Genomic DNA, 24,686 nt, shown 5'->3' with positions numbered 1-24,686 from the left:
ATTATTATAAGGCTTATCGATAAAATGCAAGAATTTTTGGCGATGCTTTTCAAACATCAACCGGCAAAGAAAGCTTCGAGCTCCTTCATGGTTTCCGCAGAGGTGTGGATATCCTTCACGATTTCGCCTTTGTTGAGCACCACGATACGTTCGCAGACTTCGGTCACATGAATCAAATCGTGACTGGAAACCAATACGGTAACACCTTCTTTGGCTGCCAAATCCTTAATGATCCCTTTCAATCGTATTTGGGTGGTCGGATCCAAATTGGCAAAAGGTTCGTCCAAGATCACCACTTCGGGGTTGCCGATAAAGCTGGCCACAATGCCCACTTTCTTCTGGTTTCCTTTGGAAAGGTCCCGCAAATACTTTTTCTGGCCCAATATTTCCCCGTGGAAAAAATCATCAAATCCGGACAGCAAGGCATCCACATCGGCCTTGTTCCTGCCGCGCAGTTCCCCGATAAAGTAGAAGTATTCTTCGGGGGTGAGGTAGCCTATCAAAAAGGTCTCATCAATAAAAGCGGAGGTAAAAGGTTTCCAATCCTCGCTCTGGTCCACTTGCACATCCTTGTTGATAATGTGCCCGGATGAGGGCTGAATCAAATCCAACAACAAGCTAAACAACGTTGTTTTCCCCGCTCCATTGTTGCCCACAAGGCCAAAGCTCTGTCCTTTGGGTATCTCCAGGTGGTCAATGTTCAAAACAGTATTCTGTCCGTAGGTCTTGGTCAAATTATGAACTGTGATCATGTATCTCTTTGTTAATGGTGGTTATTTCTGTTTGTATGCTTGTAACGTTTTGTATTTCTCTTTTTTGTAAATGCCCTCGATCATGGTGAACACCTTGTTCTTGAACACGAAACCGAGCAGGCCAAAAACGGCCACAAAAATGTATCCTGCCATGGGGTTGATCAAAAAGTGGCCAATGGCATAAATCCCGATGGGCAACACCAGCTTGGGCAACGTAAGCAAAAGGGTCTTGGCATTAAAGGCCTGCTTGTCGCCAAACGCCTTTTTGTTCGATGTAAGGTCTATCGGGGTCTTTACATAGGCGCCGCCCCAAAGCACCAAATAGCTGTTGATGCCAATATTGTAAATGGCGCCCACCAATACAGCTGCATAGGCCTCCCAGCCAAAATAGATATAGAACGTGGCCAAAATGGTGGAAATGATGGTCGCAATGATCACCAGATACCATTTTGATGAGAGATACTCCCGATATTTGATGTTCTGGCTCATCATTAAAGGATAGTAGCTACTGTCCCAACTGGGCACGTACTGCCCAAAACTGAACAGGAAGCCGCCCGTGACAAAAATTCCCGCAAAAATCTTCCAAAAAGGTCCATCGTAAACCTCAAGTGCGCCCGTAAAAAAGAGGAGTCCGTAAAAAATAAAAAACGCTCCCGCAATCACAGCGGAACGTGATCTTTTGTTTCGCTTGATCAGTTTGATGTCGTTCTTCAAGAAAGTGCCCAAGTTCCCAAAACGGTCCAACCATTCCAAGTTTTCCGTTTTGGCCTCGGTCTGTTTTTTGGCCAATCCGCCATCCAGGTACATATGTTTTTTGAAATAGGCGAAGGCCCCGTAATACAATCCAACCAAAATCACCCAAGGAATTACTGCGGTCCAGGGCATATCATAGAAAAAATCGAAAATGGGCTGGGTATAAATGGTAATATCAAACCATTGGTAATACTGTGATGCCCCGGCGACAATGAACAATGCCGCAATCGCATAAAAAACCACGTTCTGGTTGTTCACCATTACATTAATGAAGTTGTTACAGTAGATCAAGGCCATCAAAGCGAGATGCCAACCTATGACCTGCAAAGGCGGATAGCCCTGGGCAAGCAACACAATACTAAAGGGAACAAAAAAGAAGGCATGGGCAATATTGAAAAAGGATATCACCGTTTTTCCCAACGAAAAGTTTACCACCTTGCTCTTGCTTATGGGCAAATAGAGCAGTGGTTTTATATTGGTGACCGGCATTTTTTGAAGCATGTATCGGAACACAAGGTCAAAGGCCAGATAGTAGACCATAAACTGGTTGACGACACGAAGCGGGTCGCCGATCTCCATTTCCTTGATCAAGAAAAAGGCCCCGACACCCATTCCGAGAAATACCACAATAAAGTAAAGGGCACCCAAAGCCATCAATATCTTAAACCAGATCTCTGTTTTAAAAGTGGCTGACCTAAAAAATGACTTCCATTGGAGTCCAATAAAATGTTTGAGCATGGTTGGCGTTTTTTTAGTTGGTGTCTAATTTATCGGATTTGTTACATAAGAGAGATGCTTTTTATAAAAATAGGCATGCAAAACGACTGTAATGCTTAATTTTGCAGCAAAATTCGATACATGAGCCATTTTCATGCCTTAAAAATAGCCGCGGTGGACCGATTGACACCAAATGCCGTGGCCCTTACCTTTGATATTCCGGAAAATTTAAAAGAGGCTTACAGCTTTAAAGCGGGCCAATACATTACCCTAAAACACACATTGAACGGAAAGGAACTTCGCAGGGCCTATTCCATTTCTTCCCCTCCCTCTTCAGGAAAATTAACGGTGGGCATCAAAAAAATGGAGGGCGGAACCTTCTCCGTTTATGCCAACGACCAATTAAAGGCGGGCGATTCCATGGAGGTTATGGTCCCCGAAGGCCGATTTGTTTTTGATGCAACCTCACCTCAAAAAATTGCGGCCTTTGCTGCAGGAAGTGGCATTACTCCGATTATGAGCATTGCCCAAACGGTTTTGGAGAGCCATCCGGATAATACTTTTGTACTGGTCTTTGGAAATCAATCGCCCGATGAGACCATGTACTTTAACAACATCCAGTCCATTAAAGAGCGTTATGGTGATCGCTTTTTTGTGCAGTATGTATACAGCAGGTCCACTGTGGAGGATGCGCTTTTTGGACGGATTGAGCGGTCAACCGTGAACTTTGTGCTCAAAAACAAGTTCAAGGGAACCGAATTCGATGGTTTTTACCTTTGCGGTCCCAAAGAAATGATAGCACAAGTCACGGATACCTTAAAGTACAATGGTGTTTCCAAGGAAAAAATCCATTTTGAATTATTTACTGCCGATGATGACGGCGATGACGAACTTGCCGAAGAACTCGAAGGCAAAACTCGGGTAGAGGTTCTTTTGGATGATGAGACCTTCACCTTTGTGATGGACAAAAAGGAACGGGTTCTCGATTCCGTTTTAAAGGAGGATATTGATGCGCCCTACTCTTGCCAAGGCGGTGTTTGTAGTAGCTGTATTGCCCGACTTACGGAAGGCAAAGTGGAAATGGTAAGAAATCAAATACTTACCGAAAGTGAAATTGAAGAAGGGTTTATCCTTACCTGCCAATCGCATCCCATTACCTCAAGTATTAAGGTGGATTATGACGATGTATAGATAGATGGATAGGGCCAAACTAGGTTTTGGCCAACAATCTTTCCAAAGCCCTACTTCCGTGTTCGTAACCAATATTAAAGGCATTTTCGATGCCTTTTTTGTCCAAAACACCAATGGTCTCAAGTTCGCTCGGTTCAATGAACAGATCACATTCCATCATCTTCTCATGGTTGGAGGCATGGATCATTAAACTGGTCACCCTTGCTGTCAACTGAAAGGAATTCCGCAGATCTTTTTTTTCCAGCGGAACCGTTATGGAAACATTGCTTCCAATGGTATAGTCCGTAATATGATCCACATATTCCTTCGGAAAATTGTTCATGATGCCCCCATCGGCATACAGGACACCATCTATGGTCACAGGGCTAAAAACAGGCGGCAAGGCGGCGGATGCCAATAATGGTTTAATGAGTTCGCCGTCATAAAAAACCTTTTCCGTTCCTTTAAGTAAATCCGTGGCGACCACAAAAAGGGGACGTTTCAAATTTTTGAAGTCGTTCTCGGGAAAAAAATGCTTAAAAATATTAAAATACCGCTCGGTGTCGATAAACCCTGGCTTGTTGATGGCAAAAAAGCTGTACTGAAACAGTGGCGTCTCCTTAAAAAATTTAAGCATATCCTCCACCGAGTTATCGTTGGCGTACAGTGCTCCCACCAAGGCCCCAATGCTTGTTCCCGCCACCACCTTGGCTTCAATTTGGTGTTCACGCATGGCCTTTATGAGTCCTATATGTGCCATGCCCCGTACACCTCCTCCGGAAAGTATCAAGCCTATGGATTTATCTTCAAGCATTTGTTTTGGAATCAATAAACCGTAAAGTTAATATAATGATGGTTTGCCAAGGTTACTACAACATTGTATTTCGATTAAAAGGCATCCCTCAAAACACAAAAACCAAACCTCCCCGGTCAAAACTCCGTAAGTGATGATATAAACTAAAAATTTAATCTCATGAAATCTATTAAAACATTAACGTTACTATTTGCTTGCGCTGGATTTTTTACCATCACAACCGGTTTTGCACAGACTAAAATGGTGGGAGGAGCCCCCATGTACCCAAGTAAGGATATTGTTTCCAATGCCGTAAACTCCAAAGACCACACTACTTTGGTCGCTGCTGTAAAAGCTGCGGGATTGGTAGAAACTCTCCAAGGAGAAGGGCCATTTACCGTATTTGCCCCCACCAATAGTGCATTCGAGAAATTGCCCGATGGAACCGTAGCTACATTGCTAAAGCCAGAAAACAAAGCAAAATTGCAAGGTGTGCTTACCTACCACGTAGTGGCTGGAAAGTATAATGCCAAAGACTTGAAAAAATGGATAAAAAAAGGTGACGGTATGGCCGAGCTTACCACGGTGAACGGAGCTAAGTTGACCGCCATGATGGACAAGGGCATGATCATGATCAAGGACGGTGCTGGAAATGTGTCCAACGTAACCATTGCCGATGTGAATCAATCCAACGGGGTGATCCATGTGGTGGATACCGTAGTATTGCCATCAAAATAAAATTTTTATCGGTATTTGAATTAGTAAAAGAGCGGCCATGGTGTCGCTCTTTCCTTTTTAGAAGACTGATAATCAAATTCTACGGTAACCTTAAATGATTATTTTTTCGAAATCTGTAATCCAATCCAAATACTTTCGACCCAATTAAATAGTGATAATTGTTGTATGTTTAGGTATAACATTAAATCAAAGAAAAATGGCCAATTCATATTACGACCCGGCAGACCTAAAAAAATTCGGTAACATCACAGAATGGAGCGAAGAGCTGGGCAAAAAGTTTTTTGACTACTACGGAAAGGTTTTTGAGGAAGGTGCGCTCAGTGCCCGTGAAAAATCCTTGATCGCTTTGGCAGTGGCACACGTGGTAAAATGTCCGTACTGCATAGATGCCTACACCAAAGATGGTCTGCAACGCGGCATCACCAAAGAAGAGATGATGGAGGCCGTACATGCCGGTGCCGCCATAGAAAGTGGAGCAACCTTGGTACATGGTGTTCAGATGATGAACAAGTACGACAAACTTTCCATGTAATCTTGGACCGCTTCGCTTATAGGAGTTGGACAGAAAAATATATCCAGTGGAATCTAAAAGTTTTCCACTGCGATCATAGCAATTAAAAAATGACGCAAAGTATACTCACAGACATAAAGAAAGCAGCTAAAAAATCACTGAAAGCGCGGGAAAATGAGCTTGCCAATACCCAAAAGCAGTTGGAGATATTGAGCGGCAATCTTTTTACGGGCGGAGATCTTCCGTTTTTTAAGGATAAAATTGCAGAATCAGGTCAATTTCCGCTGAAGCCCAAAAAGTTGGAAGTACTCCAGATCAATGTAGGGTACATGTGCAACCAAGTCTGTGCGCACTGCCATGTGGATGCGGGGCCCGACCGACAGGAAATTATGACCCGAGAGACCATGGAGCAATGTCTGGAGGTCATCCGAAACACTGGGGCCCATACGTTGGACCTTACCGGTGGTGCTCCCGAAATGAACCCGGATTTTAGATGGTTTGTGGAGGAAGCGTCCAAAGCGGGCATCCAGGATTTTATCGTCCGCTCCAATTTGACGATTATTTTAGCGAATAAAAAGTACCACGACCTGCCCGAGTTCTTTAAAAAACACAATGTCCATGTGGTATCGTCCATGCCGCACTATACACGGGGCAAAACGGACAAACAGCGGGGCGATGGTGTCTTTGACAAATCCATCAAAGCGTTGCAGATGCTCAACAAAGTGGGTTACGGAATGCCAAACAGTGATCTGCGCTTGGATTTGGTGTATAACCCTTCCGGAGCATTTTTGCCAACGGACCAAAGTGCGATGGAACGTGATTTCAAAAAGGCGTTAAAAGAAGATTTTGATATTGACTTCCACAACCTGTTTGCCATTACCAATCTGCCCATTTCCCGGTTCTTGGACTATCTTATCGCATCCGACAATTACGAAGATTATATGTATTCCTTGGTAGAGGCCTATAATCCGGCCGCGGTTGAAAATGTAATGTGCACCAATACCATCTCGGTAAGTTGGGATGGTTGGCTGTACGATTGTGACTTTAACCAGATGTTGGACCTGAAAGTGGCGAGCAAGGTGAAGCACATCAAAGACTACAATGATGATGTACTCAGCAATCGAGACATTGTCATTTCACAACATTGCTACGGCTGTACCGCCGGTGCGGGAAGTAGTTGCCAAGGTACGGTGGCTTAATCCACTACGGAAGGGAAGACGCCCCGTGTGCCCATGTCCACGACATTTTCGCCCAACAAAGGTTCATATTTACCGTTGGCGTTGGTATCTTCCCATTCAAAACTTTGGTTGATGGATATGACCACTTCAATGTTGATGTCTTCAGTGGCATTTGCGGGTATCACCAAAGCCGATGGAAATTGTCCTGTGACAACACAAGACCCTTCCGGAACCGGGGAAGTTTCGTTAATGGGATTGGGCACGGTGGTCTGGGGGGCTTCGCCTTGGGTCAATTGCGTAAATACAAACCCTTCAATATTTCCCTTGGTCTCCAATCCGAAATACCCTTGGGCCTTGTTCCCGTTCACCGTAACTGTTTGGTCTTCGATCACGTAATTGCCAATGTAGGTATTGTACCCCAAAAAGGAAGCAACGATGCCGTCCACATCAATATCATCATCCACTCCGGCCGGCCAATCGGGAATCTCAGTTGCGGCTCCTTCCAAATTATAAACAATTGTATACTTCTGATAGCCAATGGAAGCCCTGATATACTCATAGGTTCCGGCCGTAACATAGCTCAGCGGCACACTTAGCGTATTGATTTCCTCATTAAAAAACACCTCGCTGTCAAAATCGATGGCCAACGCTCCCCCACTTCCCGTGGTCGCAGTGGAGGTAATGGTGACCCCATCATCGTACGGGGTAAATTTATCCGGGTATAACCCGATAAAGTGCAGTCCCAAAATGTCAAAATCGGGGTTTTGCGCTGCATTTCCTTCGGGAACCGTTACGGGATTGCCCAAATTGTCCAACCGCTCTGCTTCGGCATCCATGATAAATGTAATGTTCAATCTCGGTACTTCTTCCGCTGGAGTTCCAGTTGGTTCATCAACTGAACATGAAAGCATGGAAATTCCCATAAGTGCGGAAAATAGCAAGTTTGTGTTTTTCATAGTTTGTGCTTTTATGTGATTTGGGTTCTTACTATCCGAAAATGGATACGGAAAGTTAAGATAATTGTTTGTATGAAAAAGATACGACTATCGGTTAATGGTTGCTCAACCCTCCAAAATCCCCACCAGCCTCTCCAGCACTTCTTGCGGTTTGATGGTTTTCATGGCGTCCCTATACCCTTCGGGAACCTTGTTACCGTAAATTGATGTTGGAATCAAGGGGTAAGTTTCACGGTCCGCCATAAGCGCATTTTCCATGGGCTGCCCAAACGGATAAAAACCGGCATATGGGTGGGTAACCCCCCAAAGCGTGACCACCGGAATTCCATAATTGGCGGCCATGTGCGCATTCCCACTGTCCATGGACAACATCACATCCAAGTTGGAAATGAGCTGTAGTTCTTCCGCTAGATGGAGTTTGCCCGCCATGCACTCTACATTTTTGTATAGCTTGGCAAGCCTCCCCAACACCTCCACTTCCTTTGCTCCACCGCCAAACAACAGAATTTTATACTTATCGGTATTGTTGAGTTGTTTGATGATTTCTTCCGTAGCTTCCAACGGATACATTTTACCCTCGTGGGCCGCAAACGGTGCAATTCCGACCCACTTTTTTGTATCCTGATGTACCAAACCCAACACTTTCTCGGAGAGTTGGATTCTGCCAAGTGGTTTAGCCTTGGTTAAATCAATTGGAAAACCAAGTTCTGCAAAAACATCGGCGTAGCGTTGGTGTGTGCTTTTTAATTGTTCAAAAACTTTGTTTTTGGTCCGGGTAAGCGCCTTTTTCTCTTTTCTGCCCTTATCAATTTGGGCAAAAGGAATGCGTTCCAACGAAAAATATTTCTTAAGCACACGACTGCGCAACACATTGTGAAGATCCGCAACAGCATCAAAGTTCAGAGGTTTGAGTTCCTTGTACAATCGCCAAAGACCCATTAGGCCCTTATGACGATTTTTAACATCGGCCTCCTTAACTTCCACATTCCCCAGCCCATCAAAAATGGGCATGAACGGTTTTTTTGTGAGTACGGTAAGTTGTATTTCCGGATAATTCTCGGTAAGCGCACGTAACACCGGAACCGTCATCGCCACATCGCCCATGGCGGACAGGCGAATGACCAAAATATGGGTATGTTTACCCTTTTTGTCCACGCAATACTGGGTTAAGTTCGTCGTCGTTGTACATTTTCATCTGTTTATAGACTTTCATGTACTTTTCGCCTGCTTCAATATCGGCCAATAATTGGTCTATGGCCATGGAAAGATCCTTTTTCTGTTCCAAAAGAACCGCTAGCTTATCGCTGCATTTTTTAATATGCTCCGGAGAGGCATCAGTCCGGTTCACCTCTTCCTGCATGTGATATATTTTCAAGGCCAAAATGGAAAGTCGGTCTATGGCCCAAGCCGGGCTTTCGGTGTTGATCATGGCGCCTTCCTTCACCTGTACCGATTGGTATTTGTTCAAAAAGTAACCATCGATATACTCTACCAAGTCCGTACGATCCTGATTACTGGCATCAATTTTACGTTTAAGGTCCAAAGCGGCAACAGGGTCAATTTTTGGGTCACGGATAATGTCCTCGTAATGCCATTGCACGGTATCTATCCAGTTTTTTCTGTAAAGCAAATGCTCTACTTTATCCTTTGGATAGGGATTGCTGAATTCTTGGTACACATCGTCCTTGATGTGGTAAGTTTCTATACTTTCCTGAAATATTTTGAAGGCAAAATCGCTGAACATAGCTTAAAATTTGTCCAAAGATATTGCTTTATGCCCTAATTAGTTGAGATGGACGGCAAAAAGCGAGCAGGCCAATACCAGACAAGCGACCATTACTGCTTCTTGTAGCCTTCTTTTTTTCATCGCTTCAAAATAGTTGGTGAAAAATACCGTAGCAGGGAAGAAGGTAAGCAAAACGGGCGATGCATCGGCGGGAGTAAACAGAATTATGCCTGTTCCCAAAACGAAGATCAAAAACACTATCCGGAGCAAAAGCAATTTTCCTCCGCTCACATTTCTCAGTCGTATGAATACCGTAATGGAAACCAGTATGGTCAAAATCAGATAGATCAATGTCTGTATGTTCAATACCTGGAAGAACGATTTACTGGTAAAAAGACCTAGGGAAAACTGATAATGGTCCTCAAAAAAGCCCATTGACCCTTTTACTTTCAATACGGCAAACGTTAACATAAAAATCGTGGCCACACCCAAGAAGGGCACCAACCAATTTTTGAACGTTTTGCGATCGTAGACCCCTATCACAAAAAAAACAAGGAACATAAAGGCCAAGGCCCAATCGTAGAACAAGCTTGCTATGGCAATCAGCAGGGAGGCATCAAAAATTTTGTGCTTTACGTTTTTTGTGGATTTGATGGACAAAATCCTCCAAAAGGCCAAAAGAAGAAAAATATTGGCAAAGACAACATTTTTGAGTACCAATTCATCGGAAAACGCAATCATCAAAAGCAGAAAAAACAACATGGAATAGGAATTGGATTCCGTTGCCTTTTCGCTTCTCACTATTAGGTTGATGGTAAAAACGGACAGCAAATGTGTAACAAAGAGCAACAGTTCCAACGGAATAACTTGGTTGATCTTTTGTTCCCCGAGCTGAAAAAACACGTTGCCGAAGTAAAAAAGAAACAGAACGATGGCAAGAACAATAAAGTTTATGGGTTTAGTTTTTCCGAAAAAGCTTGAAATCATCCTATCTTTTGCTACTTTTGTAAAGTAAATATAGCCAAGATGAGCAAGTTTTTTTACGGTATAGAGGACTTATTTGTAAACTACCTTTTCGCACCACTGGATTTTTTCCGTTTTATGCACAGCTGGTGGGGTTCCAACTCCATTAACTGGATCTTTATGATCATCGGTTTTGTGGCGATGGTCTATTGGATGGGCCAGTTGAAGATTTTCAACGAAAGCGGTGAAGAGGACAAGAGCATAAGCTCCCACTCATACATCTAGATCGAACCCTAAATCTTTTCTGTAATACATTCCATCAAAATGGAGTTTTTCCATGTTTTGATAGGATGTTTTCAGTGCTTCCTTAAAGTCTTTTCCAAAGGAAGTGACTGCTATTACACGTCCACCATTGGTAACTACCTTTCCGTTGGACAGTTTTGTTCCGGCATGAAAAACAATGGAATCCTCAATATTTTCCGTTCCGGTAATTTCTTTTCCTTTTTCATAAGCTTCAGGATATCCTCCCGATACGGCCATTACGGTTGTCGCCGTTCTTTCATCGATTTGCAGGTCAATTTGACCTAGGGTACCGTTGGCCATTGCCAATAACACATCCACTAAATCATTTTTAAGGCGAGGAATTACCACTTCGGTCTCGGGATCTCCCATACGAACGTTGTACTCGATTACCTTGGGCTGATCGCCGACTTTTATCAGTCCAATAAAGATAAAGCCCACATAGGGCAAATTATCCTTTTTAAGGCCGTCTACGGTCGGTTTTACGATTTGACGCTCTATCTTGTCCATAAAGACGTTATCCGCAAAAGGGACCGGGGAAATGGCACCCATACCGCCCGTGTTGAGTCCGGTGTCCCCCTCACCTATTCTTTTGTAATCTTTGGCGGTGGGAAGGATTTTATAGTTGGTGCCATCGGTCAGTACAAAACAGCTCAGTTCGATACCGTCCAAGAACTCTTCGATGACCACCGTTGCGCTTGCGTTCCCGAATTTGGAATCGACCAGCATGGATTTGAGCTCATCCTTGGCCTGCTGCAAATCTTGAAGAATCAAAACCCCTTTTCCTGCGGCCAGACCGTCAGCCTTGAGCACGTAAGGTGGTTTTAGGGTTTCCAAAAAGGCATACCCCTTTTCCAATGTTTCACTGGTAAAACTTTCGTAAGCAGCCGTTGGAATATTGTGCCTCATCATAAATTCCTTGGCAAACTCCTTGCTTCCCTCAAGTTCTGCAGCAGCTTTCTCCGGCCCGATTACAGGAACGGCCTTGAGTTCCGCATCGTTCAAGAAAAAATCATGCACCCCATTTACCAGGGGGTCTTCTGGTCCCACAACCACTAAATCGATGCTCTCTTCCAGCACCAATTGCTTGATGGCTTCAAAATCGTTCACGCCGACCTCAACATTTGTGGCAATTTGTGAAGTTCCCGCATTGCCGGGCGCTACAAAAAGATTGGATGTTTTAGGACTTTGCGAGATTTTTAGGGAAATGGCATGTTCGCGACCGCCAGAACCCAGGACCAGGATATTCATGATTTGATGTTTTGGCAAAAATACGTTTTGATGGGAACTTTTGTCTAGTTATTTGGAGAGAAATCTCTGTGGGCCTCCCATAACTTTTCATCCGAAAGGGATTTGAAATACTCGAACACTTTTTTGAGTCCTTCGGAACGATGCACCTTGGGTTCCCAATCCAGAATTTCCTTGGCCCGGGAAATATCGGGCTGTCGCTGCATCGGGTCGTCTTGCGGTAATGGTTTAAAAACAATTTTCTGGTCGGTTCCCGTCAGTTTGATGATTTCTTCGGCAAACTCCAAAATGGTGGTCTCATCCGGGTTCCCGATGTTGATGGGTTCCACATAATCGCTCATCAAAAGGCGGTAAATACCCTCGATTTGGTCATCGATATAGGTAAAGGAACGGGATTGTGAGCCATCTCCAAATACGGTCAAATCCTCTCCGCGAAGGGCCTGGCCCATAAAAGCGGGAACCACCCGGCCATCGTTGAGGCGCATTCGAGATCCATACGTATTAAAAATCCGAACAATACGGGTGTCCAGTCCATGGTGCCGGTGATAGGCCATGGTGATGGATTCCATAAAGCGTTTGGCCTCATCGTATACTCCTCGCGGCCCAATGGGGCTAACGTTGCCAAAATAGTCTTCATTTTGGGGATGTACCAAGGGATCGCCATACACTTCGGAAGTAGAGGCCACCAAAATGCGTGCTCCGTGATCTCTTGCGAGCCCCAATAAATTCAAAGTCCCCAAAGAACCCACTTTAAGGGTTTCTATCGGAATTTTAAGGTAGTCGATGGGACTTGCGGGCGAGGCAAAGTGAAGAATGTAATCCATCTTGCCCGGAACATGGACAAATTTCGTGACATCGTGATGGAAAAATTCGAACCGTTTTAGGTGGAACAGGTACTCTATGTTCTTGATATCCCCTGTAATGAGGTTATCCATGCCTATGACGTGGTGGCCTTCGGCAATGAACCGATCACAAAGGTGGGACCCTAAAAAACCTGCTGCTCCTGTGATGAGTGTTTTTTTCATTTGATTCTAATATGCTTTGGCTTCACCTTTAAATGCATTGAGTACGGTTTGTACAATGATTTTTATATCAAGAAACAAAGACCAGTTTTCGATATAGAAAATATCGAACTTAATCCTATTTTGAATATCGGTTTCAGTTTCGATTTCCCCCCTGTAGCCTCTTACTTGTGCCAAACCGGTGATGCCGGGTTTTACAAAGTGGCGGACCATATACTTATCTACACTGGTTGCATATTCGTTGGTATGCTTAACCATATGTGGGCGTGGACCCACTACGGACATGGTACCAAAAAGGACATTATAAAATTGGGGGAGTTCATCGATACTTGTCTTTCTTATGAACTTACCAATTTTAGTTATTCGCATGTCATTCTTGGTTGCTTGGATGTTATCCGCATTAACATTTGGAGCCATAGAGCGAAATTTATAACAATAAAATTCCCGATTATCTATCCCGTTCCTGGTCTGCCTAAAAAAGACAGGGCCTTTGGATTCCAACGTGATCAATATGGCCAAAATAGGCGTTAACCAAGACAACAAACCTAATATAATTATCAATGAAAAAAGAATATCAAAACTTCTTTTGATAAAGGCATTAATCGGGTTCTCCAAAGGAATATCCCGAAGCGATAGTACTGGTATATAATCGTAATATTCGAACTTGAGTTTCTTGGAGAAGATGTTTTTATTGTCCGGTATAAATTTGAGTGTCTTTAAATTATTATCGGCAAAGCTGATAAATTTTGCAATCTCCTCATTTTTAAGTTCTGAAACGGAGCAGTAAATTTCATCAACATTATTTCCCAAAATGTACTCAAAACAAAGGTCTAATTCGAAACCCACTGATTTTGGTGAAAATTGTTTTGTAAAATTATATCCAAACTCTGTTCTTTCCTGAAAAACTTTTCGCAACTGGTCTGTTTTCTTGTTTTTACCTATTATTACAACGTTTCTTAGGTTTCCTTTGACCTTTTCTCTATACTCCATGAGTAAATAGTAGCTCAAAAGTTTAATTGTTGATACAATTATAAAAACAATTATAAAGTACTCGCCCAAGGCAAGCCTACTGATAATAGGTTGCTTAAAGAAGCCGATAAATGCATATAATACCAAAAAGTAAAAAACGAACTGGACAAAAATCAACCGAAATATATACGTTACTTTGGAAAACCTATAAACAGTGTAAAATTCATTTTTCATGGAAATAACAATCCAAGCTAATGAAATATATACATGAATTAGCACTGGGGTTTGGAAGTTAATCGGAAGGATATACAGGAACATATTCAAAACCGCCAAATCAATAATATATGAGGTTGGGGTTATTAGGTTTGAATATCTATGTTGTTTGAAAAACATTCACCGAAAATAGAGTTAATGAAATCATACGTATTGAAGTACAGTAAAGTGTTCTAACCGGAGTACATTTCTTTGAGCGTATCTTTCAATAAAAATACGGAATCTAACTTACCAATGATGCCCTGAAGTTTTTTTGGTGAACCCTTCAATTCATGTATTTCGTTTTTTCTAACAAATTCTGGATTAACTCCTACTTTTATGTGGTAGCCAGTCAATTCAGCCATAATTTCCAAAATTTCATTAATGGAATAGGTCCTGCCGCTAGCAATGTTGACTATCCCCGACCTGAAAGAACTAAATAATAATTTTTCATAACTTTCTTGGAGCAATCGTATATCGTTGTATTCTCTGAAGGTGTTTAGGTTGCCCAATTCAATTTCTTTCTTTTTTTCCTTAAAATGCTTTACAATTTTTGGAACCAAAAAATGGTTTTCCTGACCCTTCCCAGTATAATTAAAAGGGCGTGTGATAATAATATCCAGTTTATCAAAGTAGTTAGTTGCCATATTCTCCATTGCAAGTTTACTGTTACCATAATGATTGATGGGTCTTGGGCACATTTCTTCCGACAATTGAGTTCCAATATTCCCATAGACAGCTGCACTACTTGCGATTAGCACCTTTTCTACTTGAGGGACGTTTTCTACCAAAGCATCTAAAAGATTAATGGTTCCTCTAACATTGGTGTCATATATTTTTGGAATGTCCTTTGTTGCAGCAAAGGAAATCGCCGCCAAATGGACGACTAGCTCTGGTTTTACCTTTTTCAAAACCTTTGCCATCTCATCATATTCTAATATGTCGCATTGCGTATGGTTATTCTTTAAAGGTTTTGAATTAGTGGTCCCATGGACATTATAACCTTTTTCACTAAAAAAAGACTCCAAATGTGCACCTGTAAATCCTGTAATACCAGTAATCAATACCGTTTTATCAATAGGATTTTCCATTTTTGTTTTTTTCAATGTCCGATTTAACCATCATTTCGCATAATTCTTCCAAGGAGGTCTTGGCTTCCCATCCCAAAATATTTTTGGCCTTCGTTGGGTCACCAATAAGCAATTCAACTTCTGCAGGGCGATAAAATTTTGGATTGACCTTTACTAAGGTTTTACTTGTATCTTTGTCTAATCCTATTTCGTTCTCATCTTTTCCTTGCCACTCCATATCCACCCCAATGGCCTTAAATGCCATTTCCACAAAATCTCTAACGGTTTCGGTCCTTCCGGTTGCCAAAACAAATACATCCGGATTTTCAGCTTGCAAGATTCGGTACATTCCTTCAACATAATCTTTCGCGTATCCCCAATCCCTTTTAGCGTCCAAGTTCCCCAATTCGATTACATCCAACATTCCCAAAGAAATTTTAGCTACGGAATCTGTAATCTTTCTGGTAACAAATTCTTTTCCTCTCAAAGGTGATTCGTGGTTGAACAATATGCCGCTGGATGCAAACAAATCATACGACTCTTGATAATTCAAAGTGGCCCAATGTGCAAACACTTTGGCGACACCATAAGGGCTCCTTGGGTGGAAGGGTGTCTCTTCTGACTGGGGTATTGCCCTGACCTTTCCGAACATTTCAGAAGTTGATGCTTGATAAAACTTGATTTTAGGGTTGATGGTTCTAATAGCTTCCAATAAATTCATCGCCCCCACACCAGTGATTTGAGCGGTAGCTATTGGTTGTGAAAATGAAACGCCGACAAAGCTTTGTGCTGCTAAATTATAGACCTCATCCGGTTTTATGTCTGAGATAATTCTAAAAGCACTGGATAAATCAACAAGGTCATACTCCAATAAATGAAGATTTGGATGTTCCTCTATGCCCAAATCTTCTATTCTCCAAAAATTTGTTGAACTGGTTCTTCTATAAGTACCATAAACTTCATAATCTTTCGATAATAGTAATTCTGCCAAATAAGCAGCATCTTGTCCGGTGATTCCCGTTACAATTGCTTTTTTCATAAGCGGTGCTTTTCAAATATTTCTTTAAATGTCTTACTTACTTCTTCCACAAAAATGTTTCTGTCAAATTTTAATGAAAATTGTCTTATTTCGGATGGCTTGAAAATATCTTCATATTTTTCAAAATGGTCAATGCTTTCTTTTAGTGAAGAAACTGTTTGCTCTTTGAAATAAAGACCGGTTAATCCGTTTTCTAAAGATTCATTAATGAATTTACCTCTCACGGTTTCAAGAGATCCTCCTTTACCGTAAGCTATGACCGGTGTTCCGCAGGCTTGTGCCTCTATTGGTATAATCCCGAAGTCCTCCTCAGCAGCAAATATGAATGCCCTTGCTCTTTGCATATGGTCTTTAAGCACTTCAAATGGCTGGTATCCGAGAAGGGTGATATTTTCGCCGGACTTAGCTTGTATTTTCTTCATTTCTGGACCATCCCCAATTACTATTAACCTTTTATCTGGCATAGTGGAGAAAGCCTCCACAATCAAATCTATCTTTTTATATGGAACCAACCTGGAAGCAGTTAGATAAAAGTCTTCTTTATTTTCACACAGTGTAAACTCACCTACCTGAACTGGAGGATAAATCACCTTATAGGATTTTCTTCTATACGTTCTCCAGACTCTTTTCTCTACGTAATTAGAAATTGGAATAAATTCATCAACATTATTTGCTGTTTGCCTATCCCATCTGCGGATGTAGTGCAGTATTCTTTTGGCAACCAGTCCCTTCAATCCTGTTTGAAGCCCAGATTCGTTTAAATATTGATGATAAAGATCCCATGCATACCTAATAGGTGAATAAATGTAACATATGTGAACTTGATTAGCGTTGGTTATTACCCCTTTCGCTACCGCATGGGAAGAAGATATTATCAAATCATATCCTGATAAATCAAATTGTTCGACCGCAAATGGAAAAAGTGCCAAGTAATTTTTCCATTTAGTTTTAGCCTTTGGAAGCTTTTGAATAAATGAATTTGTAACCCTTTCTTTCTGAATTCCCAGTTTTTCAAGGCTCTTTTCATCTGAGACCAAAACAAAAATGTCTGCCTCTGGATAGATGTTTGCAAATTCCTTAAAACAACTTTCGGAACCAGCTACAACTGTTAACCACTCATGTACGATTGCTACTTTCATTTATTGAAAATCTTCGGGTGAAACGCCTTTCCAGTGCCTAAGGGCCGAACGAAAATCATACCTAAATTCGAATCCATTTGCTTGTAAATATTCAGATTTAATATTTGTAGGAAAACCTGCCTTTTTCACCCTAACCGGATGTATGTCTGTTTTTTTTCCAATAATTCGAAACATTACCTGGACACAAAATGCTATTAACACCAACAAAGGAACTGGGAGTTTTAAAACCGGCTTATTAATTTCCAATTCCTCCTTCGCTATTTTAACCATCTTGTTTAAGGGCTCTAGAGCGCTTTCGGCGTAGTTATATAGTATTAGACGTTCCTGCTTTTTAATTGTAAAAAGAATACTGTCGATTAAACCATAAACATAACCATAAGCCTTTACTATATTTCCCCCATTCGGTAAAATAAATGTGCCTTTTTTTAATGAGCTTATCATCCGGTAAACATTACCGGGGTCATTGGGGCCAAAAATAACACTAGGCCTAACAATTATTAATCTTTTTGATTTATCAGTAGCCAACCATTTCTGATGAATTTCTTCTGCAAGAGCCTTAGAAATGCCGTAAGCAGTCTCTGGGTACAAGCTTGAATTTTCAGTACGCTGGTCTTCCGATCTCCCGTACGGGGCAATGCTACTTGTGAAAAATATATTCTTAACCCCTATCTTCTCCGCAAATTCCACCACATTTTTTGCTCCAGGCACATTTGTGTCAAAATATTCTCGGAAATCATGCCCTGGCTCCCTATGAATCGCTGCAAAGTTAAAGATCCAACTATTTACTGGGTCAAAATCAACAATTGGTATTTGATTTATCGGATGTCGCACATCACATTTAATATGCTGAATATTGTGCTTCTCATAAAAAACCTCAGAAGCTTCTGATTTATTAATGTCCGCAACTATAAGATGGTCAAACAAGCGATTTTGGGCTAATCTCAAAATCAAGTTCCTACCAATATATCCGTCTCCTCCAAACAGAACTGCAACTTTAGGTTGCTCTATACTATCGGCCATATTTTATTTCCATTATTAAACCAAAAGTTCAAAAGTAGTGATTAAATAAACCTTTACACAATCAATTAAACTTTAATTGTTTGCTTAAAAAACCATTCAAAACTGAAATCATTGAGCTAAAAACGCTAAAGAAAACCACTCCTTTTAACCTTATAAGATAAGACTCTGTCATCAGAGCCAGACCGAAAAGAATTAAAAAAGAAAATGAGATGAAATTCACTGGATCAAGAGGGTTTTTAATTGGCAACATATGTCCGATCAAAAGAAAGAGTAAACTTACAAAACCCAAAATACCCATATCCACATAATGTCTTAGGTATTGGTTGTGTAGGTCGTACGCATGATAATTGATTCGCTCGTCTCCATTTTCTAATATGTAATTACGCACCACCTTATTGCTTTGCCCAAGACCTTCTCCCAACAAAAAATAGTTGTCTCTGATTGTTTCAATTGCCAAGGGCCAATATGTGCTTCGTTCGTCGTTCTTGATTGCATCATACTTTACTTTAAATAACGGAAGTTTGGACATAGTTGCCAAACCCAAAGACAATACTATCAAAACAGAATAGATTATCCATTTTTGCCGTCTGTATTTTTTAATCAGCAAGAAAAGATAATAACAGTTTATAAAGACATAGATTAATATTGAGGTTCTTGCTGATAATAAGAAAAGATTTAAGCTAAAAAACAACCACAAAAGAAGGTGACTTTTCAGGTTTCTTCCATCTTTAAAATTAAGGTCGGCCAAAATCATAACAATAGCTCCTAAAATCAAATAGCTCCAGTAGGTTGGGTGAACTTTAATAATATGAGGAAACTTATATTGAAGATACAATGCCTTCGAGCTGTTTTGTTTTCCCATATATTCAATCCAGTCAGCATTATTTTGCATAAATAGCAGAAACTCTATAAAGGAGTAAAAAGCAATCGCAAGCAATGCCGCCAAAAAAGTAATGAAAAAGATTTTGATGTCGTTTTTTTTCCATTCAAAACCTATTACGACTAAGGGAATGATTAAAAGAGAGGACTGTCTCTCCAGAATTTTTAGACTGCTTATAATTTCAGGGGAAAAAATTGTGTACATCAAATAAACCAGTACGGCAAAGACATATGGTACTAATAATCGTTTTCTTTTCTTGATTATTTTTATTGTTCCATATCTAGTAAAAGAAAAAAATACCAGTGCAATGAGAAAAGGGGGGTAATACTTTTCGCCAAAAAAAATAGGTGTTAGCGGCAGTGTTGCCAATAAAAAAGGAACCATCCATCTAAAAAGTTTTTTTATCATCTTTTCACACCTATTAAGGGCTATGTTTTTCTTAAACGGTTTCTTCTAATAAATAAGGCAAGGAACAAACCATATATCCATCCTGTTTGTGCCGCATAAACAAATGGATTTACCATAATTTCAAAATGAAGAAAAACAAATATTCCAAAAAAAACCAAGTCTTCGTTCTTCCTATTATTTAAAAAGGACAGGGTTAAATAACAAATCAAAACTATAAAGCCTATGAGAGCAAATGCTCCATTTCTGAACAGAATATCAATAAATATATTATGTGAGGATTCGTAGGGGTATCCGTTTACTTCAAAGTCAATACTACCCATGCCATGACCGAATAGTACTTCAAAAGTATTTGCTTTCAATAAATGGTTTTCATAAATATCTTTGAAAATTATAGGCCTACCGGAAGATGCCTGTTCAAAAGTTACCTCTCCAGTGAAAAAGCTCAAGAATCTATCGCTGAATTTTTCAACTATTACTTGTACGCCATCCGACATAAAAAAAAGAAACACTCCTAAAATTGAAAGCCCAAAACTAATTCTCAGCAAGGAAACAAGGGTTTTCCCTTTTTGGTCATAAACAGCAACCAAAAAAAGTGTGAACACGACACCAAACAGTGCTCCTCTAGACATGGTCAAAACAATCACCAAAAGCAGATACAAGCATGTAATCAGCCTTTTAGATCCTTTGTTTAGGTAGAAGAAGGCAATGATAAACCCAATACCCAAAAGTAGTGCAAAATTATTTGCTCCTCCAGCAAATTGACTTTCAACTCGCAATCCTCTAACCGTACTTAAATTAAACACTTTATCAAAATCATCTAAAAACAATCGTATCGAAAGTAATAGCAGAACAATTATTAAAGACTTGTAAACAAAGTCCTTGCTTAGTTTAGTGGCGAAGTAATTTCCCAACATAAATGCAAGCACCAACTGAAGATGGACTATAGTAAAAATCAATTGATCCTTAAATGTTCCTGCACTTCCAAATAGAACATTAACTCCTGTACTTGCGATAAATACCAGTAAAATAAAAAGTGATAATACGCTTGAATAATTAGCTATGATTTTACCATTTGTCAACAATAAAAGTGTTGAAAAGACAAAAAAAAGAATTATCGTGCTAAGATACACGTTCCCAACGCCCTCAATTGCCAAAAAATTAAATGGTAGGGACAGGAATAGTATGAGCCAACTGATCTTAGGCAGTGAAATTGTCTTCAAACTTTAAAGTGGAGTCAAATGTTGTATAAATCTGTGAGTCAATTTTAAGTTTATCTATTTTAACGCCAACGGTTCTCAAATTGAAAATCTTAGCGTCCAAAAGTGCTGTTGAGAAAAAACTGTAAGCCGTTTTGCAGCGGGCAAAGCCATCAAAAATATTGTCGAGTACAATGACATTGGCTGGCAGTTGCAGCTGAGATAGTAGATTTGGGCAGCCTGGATGTTCCTTTACAAAAAGCTTATTATACTTTTTGGAAAGTGTTTCAATAATTTTCTTGTTATAAAAAGCTTCTTGCAAAGGGCTGCAAAGTCCTGACCTACTCAAACACTGAAGCAAAAAAATTGCATTTGCTTTATCCTGTTTTAAGTCTCTCTTTTTATACTCCAAAAAAATGTCTGCCTTTATAAAATTAAGCTTAACATATACTTGACTACTCTTCCAACCTCTTGTGCCTATCAAATATTTTTTTTCCCTTTCAGTGTAAACATAATACTTGTCGAGGACCAAGCCACCAAATCCTGCGCCAAAGGGAAAAACCCCAAAAATCTTCTTACACAATCCGTTCAACGAGCTTCGGAAAGCCTCTCTAGTCTGAGAATAATTGAGCGGAAACAATCCATGCTGTAGTGCAATATATTCAATGTCGGGTCGCCGACTTTGCATATGTTTGATAACATTGTGACTGGCATACCCTTCGGCGGTAGAAAAAAAAACTTGTTCCACTTTTTTGTTACTGACAAATGCCTCAAGCTCCTTAACTGCTTCAAGTAATCTTTGCTTGGACTTAAGTCTTCGAATTAGGTTTACTATTTTGTTTTGACTTAAAAAATTATCCAATTCAGTATGAAAAACAGATATCTCATGGATTTTTGCAATGGCCTCAAATCTTTTTGCCATTGAGCTTTCCATGATTACTAATACTTGGCTTTCGTCCATTTGTTGCGGGCAATAATACTTTTAAGCAAAAGTACTAAAGAATACGTAAGAATAAAGGCGTAACCTGCGCCAATAATACCAAATCGTGGAATTACAAAAAAATTTAGCCCAAGATTTAATAAAAAGGACACACCCATTATCTTCATAATAATCTTCTCCTCCTCAATAATGTACAGGTATAAATGAGGTATTAGTGAAATATTATTTAAGACAAAGCCAATGAGCAGTAAATAAAGCAAGTCCATATGGTCAATGAATTCAGTTTTTCCAATCAAAGAGAAAATATATGGACTCGCCACAGAGATAACAGCAGTTAGCAAAATGCTTGAAATTATCGTTATAATACCAAAATTCTTTATTTCTTTTCTGAACTTCTTGAAGTCAGTTAAATGATAATGGATCATTTGCGGAAGATATATGATATAAAAACCACTAATGATAAATATGTGTATCGAAGAAGCTACTTGAAACACAAAAGAATAAACTCCAGTTTCTTCAAGACCAAGCTGCTTGCCTATTATGAATTTATCAGAAAATTCTATCCCCTTCAAAAAAAAAACAAGGATGACAAAGGGCAGTACAGCTTTAAGGTTTATTATAAGCGTCTTTTTCTTCAATCTTTTGAAGTCATCCCTTTTAAAAGCATGTAAAGTTTTTGAAAACGTATTGTATGCCGATAAAAATAATAGTAGGTATGATATTAACATAATCCATAGAACAATGGAAAATGTAAGTTTCTTGAATATTTGAGCATATATTAAAAGCAATAGTATAAAGAGAGCACTTTTAAGTATCAGTTGAATATTCCCTTTTCTAAAAAATCCGTTTATCATTAAGTATCTGTACGCTTCTTGAGAGAAATAATCGCACAACCCAATAATCAATACTAAGATGATATTTGTAGCGGAAATAAGTTTGCCAGGAAAAATCAGTAAAAAAAGGACAATTTGAAAAACAATAAGCACTGGGGATATGCTAGCAAAGAATGAAAGGTGCCCCTTATAGACTCTTTTCTTGTCTACGGTTTTCACAACAGACCTATTCGTGAGATTATAAAACTCTAATCCGAAAACTGTTGTTGAAATCAGGACAAAATATCCTATCAATTGGTAGCTTCCGTAGTCATTTAAGCTTAGTTCTTTGGCCAAGTACCCGACCAAAAGAAACTTAGAACCAATGGAAATACCCCTTGTGAATAGACTCTCTAAACTATTTTTCAAGATTCTGTTTTTTAACTATTCTTCCTTATCAATTGTTAGTTTTCCTAGACCATTAATATTATATGATATTCCCTCTTTGGTTAGAATGTCTCTGGCACATACTCAAATATCCCGATATCTTCATTGTTCTCCCTAAGTGTTCTTGCTATTTCTGTCCCTAATAGCAAGTGATCGACTCTCCACGTAATACTATTGTCTTTAGAATACCCATACTGACCTAGATTAAGTTTTTTAATTTTAATGTTGGGCAAAGCTTGGCTTGAGACAAAATACTTTTTACCAGAAATTTCAAATTCCTTTACATTATTCTTAAAGTCATATGCCAAATGATCTATGCGTTCTTTAAGTAAAGTAGAATCAATAGGGTAAACATGAACAAAAAATTTACTGTCCCTTTGTACTTCTGCTAAAGAGTCTTGTGCCAAAAATATTAACTGTGTTTCATCCTTTATGTTTGCAATGTAAACATTGTATATCGAATCTGCATAAATACTCCTATGTCTTAATAATTTTATGTACGGGTTTGGGTTATTCTTCAAAAGCCGCTCAAAAGCTCGTTTGGAATCCAATTGTTGGTTTAACTTATTGCTTTGCAACACAATCAGTCCAAAACCAAAGATAAAGGCAGAATACTTAAAGATTTTCTTCAATGGTATCTGTGAACCAGACCACTTTCTACCTAGGTCTATAAACTTTCTTTCGACAGCATAATAGGTTAAAAAACTGAATATTAGACTTACTAAAACACATATTACAAACAAAAGTAGGCCTTTTTCAATGGATGGAAACCATTTTAATAAGCTCCAATAAACGATTGGGTGAAGTAAGTAAATGGAGTATGAAGCATCTCCCATCACCTTTAGAGGTCTATGCAACATACCTGCTCTCACGGTGCCCAACAATAATGCTCCGCCACAAACAAGAAAACATCCTAAAGAGTAAATTAGTCTTGGTGCTCCAGATATTATCCCCAACAAATCACCCCTTTTAAATACCGGAACAAAAATCAATAAGCCTAGGATCAGGCATGAGATTGCTACATAAGGGAGTTTTTTGCCCTTAAAGTATTTGGCAAGCAACATGCCTCCAACAAAAAGATATACTTGATTAAAAGGATTAATATAAGTTTTCCAAGCGGATGCAAGAACCTCAAAATCTGGTAGCCTATAAAACGAAAAGTAGACCGTAATTAATACAGTCAACCCGAATAAAGCCTCCAGTCCATATCGACTTTTGTTCGTTAAAAACAAAGCAATTGGAAAAATAGAATAAAAAACCAATTCATTCCCAATGGACCAAGCTCCTGTTGGTATATATTGGTCGTGTGCGACAAAACCAAAAAAACCAGTAATGTTTAATAATATTTTTTGGATTTCATAGTTTTTGCCCAGCAAGATGATGGTCAAGAAAATGCTTACCCAAAGCAATGGAAATATTCTGGCTGCCCTTTTTATGAAAAAAGATTTAAGCCTTGAAAGACTATTTTGGTCGTGATAAACCAAGAATAGGGTTAACCCACTTAAAACATAAAAAATCGAAACACCATATATACCTATTTTACCTAAAAAGGTTTCACCTCCTAAAAGACCATAGTTCCAAACGGAGTAATGATAAAGCATTATGCCAATGGCCGCTATGCCTCGTAAATAGTCTAACGTAAAGATTCTCATCAGGGCCTTTCTTTATTTTAAACAGGCTATTATCA

24 protein-coding genes are annotated in these 24,686 nt (G+C 39.8%); 5 read left to right on the top strand and 19 right to left on the bottom strand.

Translation table 11 applies throughout. From position 1 onward, the window contains the following. Positions 1–56: 56 nt before the first annotated feature. Positions 57–752: an ABC transporter ATP-binding protein gene (locus GVT53_RS17595; RefSeq protein ID WP_166249794.1), complete on the bottom strand. Its 696-nt coding sequence runs from the start codon at positions 750–752 to the stop codon at positions 57–59. 21 nt (positions 753–773) lie between these two features. Continuing rightward, positions 774–2,243, bottom strand: coding sequence for a DUF5687 family protein (locus GVT53_RS17590; protein WP_166249793.1), 1,470 nt, complete (start codon positions 2,241–2,243; stop codon positions 774–776). A 120-nt stretch (positions 2,244–2,363) separates the two neighbouring features. Here GVT53_RS17590 and GVT53_RS17585 point away from each other — a divergent pair, with 120 nt between their 5' ends. Then, a complete protein-coding gene (locus GVT53_RS17585; protein ID WP_166249792.1) occupies positions 2,364–3,413 on the top strand; it encodes a ferredoxin--NADP reductase in 1,050 nt (349 codons plus the stop codon). Positions 3,414–3,432: 19 nt separating this feature from the next. Here GVT53_RS17585 and GVT53_RS17580 read toward each other — a convergent pair whose 3' ends face one another. Further along, complete coding sequence (locus GVT53_RS17580) at positions 3,433–4,206, bottom strand: patatin-like phospholipase family protein (protein WP_166249791.1); 774 nt, start codon at positions 4,204–4,206, stop codon at positions 3,433–3,435. Positions 4,207–4,365: 159 nt separating this feature from the next. Between GVT53_RS17580 and GVT53_RS17575 the strand changes: the two genes are divergently transcribed. The 3 genes from GVT53_RS17575 to arsS all read left to right on the top strand — a co-directional run bounded on the left by GVT53_RS17575 (position 4,366) and on the right by arsS (position 6,633). Next, positions 4,366–4,923 carry a fasciclin domain-containing protein gene (locus tag GVT53_RS17575; RefSeq protein WP_166249790.1) on the top strand — a complete coding sequence of 186 codons (558 nt, stop codon included), beginning with the start codon at positions 4,366–4,368 and terminating at the stop codon, positions 4,921–4,923. Positions 4,924–5,119: 196 nt separating this feature from the next. Continuing rightward, positions 5,120–5,455, top strand: a complete 336-nt coding sequence (locus tag GVT53_RS17570) for an arsenosugar biosynthesis-associated peroxidase-like protein (protein ID WP_166249789.1) — start codon at positions 5,120–5,122, stop codon at positions 5,453–5,455. An 89-nt stretch (positions 5,456–5,544) separates the two neighbouring features. Further along, positions 5,545–6,633 carry an arsenosugar biosynthesis radical SAM (seleno)protein ArsS gene (gene arsS, locus GVT53_RS17565; RefSeq protein ID WP_166249788.1) on the top strand — a complete coding sequence of 363 codons (1,089 nt, stop codon included), beginning with the start codon at positions 5,545–5,547 and terminating at the stop codon, positions 6,631–6,633. Here the strand turns inward: arsS and GVT53_RS17560 are convergent. From GVT53_RS17560 to GVT53_RS17545, 4 genes are all read right to left on the bottom strand, one after another. Next, a complete protein-coding gene (locus GVT53_RS17560) occupies positions 6,630–7,568 on the bottom strand; it encodes a hypothetical protein (RefSeq protein WP_166249787.1) in 939 nt (312 codons plus the stop codon). The two genes, arsS and GVT53_RS17560, sit on opposite strands and share 4 nt — an antisense overlap. A 105-nt stretch (positions 7,569–7,673) precedes the next feature. After that, the gene (locus tag GVT53_RS17555; RefSeq protein WP_240905074.1) at positions 7,674–8,723 is read right to left on the bottom strand and encodes a glycosyltransferase family 9 protein; all 1,050 of its coding nucleotides are present in this window, start codon (positions 8,721–8,723) and stop codon (positions 7,674–7,676) included. Further along, the gene (locus tag GVT53_RS17550; protein ID WP_166249786.1) at positions 8,707–9,312 is read right to left on the bottom strand and encodes a DUF4254 domain-containing protein; all 606 of its coding nucleotides are present in this window, start codon (positions 9,310–9,312) and stop codon (positions 8,707–8,709) included. The genes GVT53_RS17555 and GVT53_RS17550 overlap by 17 nt, the downstream gene beginning before the upstream one ends. A 39-nt stretch (positions 9,313–9,351) precedes the next feature. Beyond that, a complete protein-coding gene (locus GVT53_RS17545; RefSeq protein ID WP_166249785.1) occupies positions 9,352–10,281 on the bottom strand; it encodes a DUF6427 family protein in 930 nt (309 codons plus the stop codon). A 39-nt stretch (positions 10,282–10,320) separates the two neighbouring features. On the opposite strand from GVT53_RS17545, the gene GVT53_RS17540 reads away from it, so the two are divergent. Further along, complete coding sequence (locus GVT53_RS17540; RefSeq protein WP_166249784.1) at positions 10,321–10,542, top strand: DUF6341 family protein; 222 nt, start codon at positions 10,321–10,323, stop codon at positions 10,540–10,542. Here GVT53_RS17540 and purD read toward each other — a convergent pair. The 12 genes from purD to GVT53_RS17480 all read right to left on the bottom strand — a co-directional run bounded on the left by purD (position 10,531) and on the right by GVT53_RS17480 (position 24,651). After that, on the bottom strand, positions 10,531–11,808 hold the full coding sequence (gene purD / locus GVT53_RS17535) for a phosphoribosylamine--glycine ligase (RefSeq protein ID WP_166249783.1): 1,278 nt from the start codon (positions 11,806–11,808) through the stop codon (positions 10,531–10,533). The genes GVT53_RS17540 and purD overlap by 12 nt on opposite strands. Before the next feature lie 44 nt (positions 11,809–11,852). Next, on the bottom strand, positions 11,853–12,830 hold the full coding sequence (locus GVT53_RS17530; protein WP_166249782.1) for a UDP-glucuronic acid decarboxylase family protein: 978 nt from the start codon (positions 12,828–12,830) through the stop codon (positions 11,853–11,855). A 6-nt stretch (positions 12,831–12,836) separates the two neighbouring features. Next, the gene (locus GVT53_RS17525) at positions 12,837–14,189 is read right to left on the bottom strand and encodes an undecaprenyl-phosphate glucose phosphotransferase (RefSeq protein WP_166249781.1); all 1,353 of its coding nucleotides are present in this window, start codon (positions 14,187–14,189) and stop codon (positions 12,837–12,839) included. 53 nt (positions 14,190–14,242) lie between these two features. Beyond that, positions 14,243–15,139: a GDP-mannose 4,6-dehydratase gene (locus GVT53_RS17520; RefSeq protein ID WP_166249780.1), complete on the bottom strand. Its 897-nt coding sequence runs from the start codon at positions 15,137–15,139 to the stop codon at positions 14,243–14,245. Next, positions 15,123–16,157 carry a GDP-mannose 4,6-dehydratase gene (gene gmd / locus GVT53_RS17515; protein ID WP_166249779.1) on the bottom strand — a complete coding sequence of 345 codons (1,035 nt, stop codon included), beginning with the start codon at positions 16,155–16,157 and terminating at the stop codon, positions 15,123–15,125. Before gmd ends, GVT53_RS17520 begins: the two co-directional genes overlap by 17 nt. After that, positions 16,154–17,296, bottom strand: coding sequence for a glycosyltransferase family 4 protein (locus GVT53_RS17510; protein ID WP_166249778.1), 1,143 nt, complete (start codon positions 17,294–17,296; stop codon positions 16,154–16,156). The genes gmd and GVT53_RS17510 overlap by 4 nt, the downstream gene beginning before the upstream one ends. Then, a complete protein-coding gene (locus tag GVT53_RS17505; RefSeq protein WP_166249777.1) occupies positions 17,297–18,316 on the bottom strand; it encodes an NAD-dependent epimerase/dehydratase family protein in 1,020 nt (339 codons plus the stop codon). Positions 18,317–18,377: 61 nt separating this feature from the next. Next, the gene (locus tag GVT53_RS17500; protein ID WP_166249776.1) at positions 18,378–19,604 is read right to left on the bottom strand and encodes an O-antigen ligase family protein; all 1,227 of its coding nucleotides are present in this window, start codon (positions 19,602–19,604) and stop codon (positions 18,378–18,380) included. Between the two features lie 20 nt (positions 19,605–19,624). Then, on the bottom strand, positions 19,625–20,683 hold the full coding sequence (locus tag GVT53_RS17495) for an O-antigen ligase family protein (protein WP_166249775.1): 1,059 nt from the start codon (positions 20,681–20,683) through the stop codon (positions 19,625–19,627). 118 nt (positions 20,684–20,801) lie between these two features. Further along, positions 20,802–21,734 carry a polysialyltransferase family glycosyltransferase gene (locus tag GVT53_RS17490; RefSeq protein WP_166249774.1) on the bottom strand — a complete coding sequence of 311 codons (933 nt, stop codon included), beginning with the start codon at positions 21,732–21,734 and terminating at the stop codon, positions 20,802–20,804. A 5-nt stretch (positions 21,735–21,739) separates the two neighbouring features. Next, complete coding sequence (locus GVT53_RS17485; RefSeq protein WP_166249773.1) at positions 21,740–22,981, bottom strand: MATE family efflux transporter; 1,242 nt, start codon at positions 22,979–22,981, stop codon at positions 21,740–21,742. Between the two features lie 80 nt (positions 22,982–23,061). Beyond that, positions 23,062–24,651 (bottom strand): acyltransferase family protein, encoded by a 1,590-nt coding sequence (locus tag GVT53_RS17480; RefSeq protein ID WP_166249772.1) that lies wholly within the window; start codon positions 24,649–24,651, stop codon positions 23,062–23,064. Positions 24,652–24,686: the final 35 nt, after the last annotated feature.

This window comes from Flagellimonas oceani, assembly GCF_011068285.1.
Lineage (GTDB): Bacteria > Bacteroidota > Bacteroidia > Flavobacteriales > Flavobacteriaceae > Flagellimonas > Flagellimonas oceani.
This window is presented reverse-complemented; position numbering and strand designations above follow the sequence as displayed.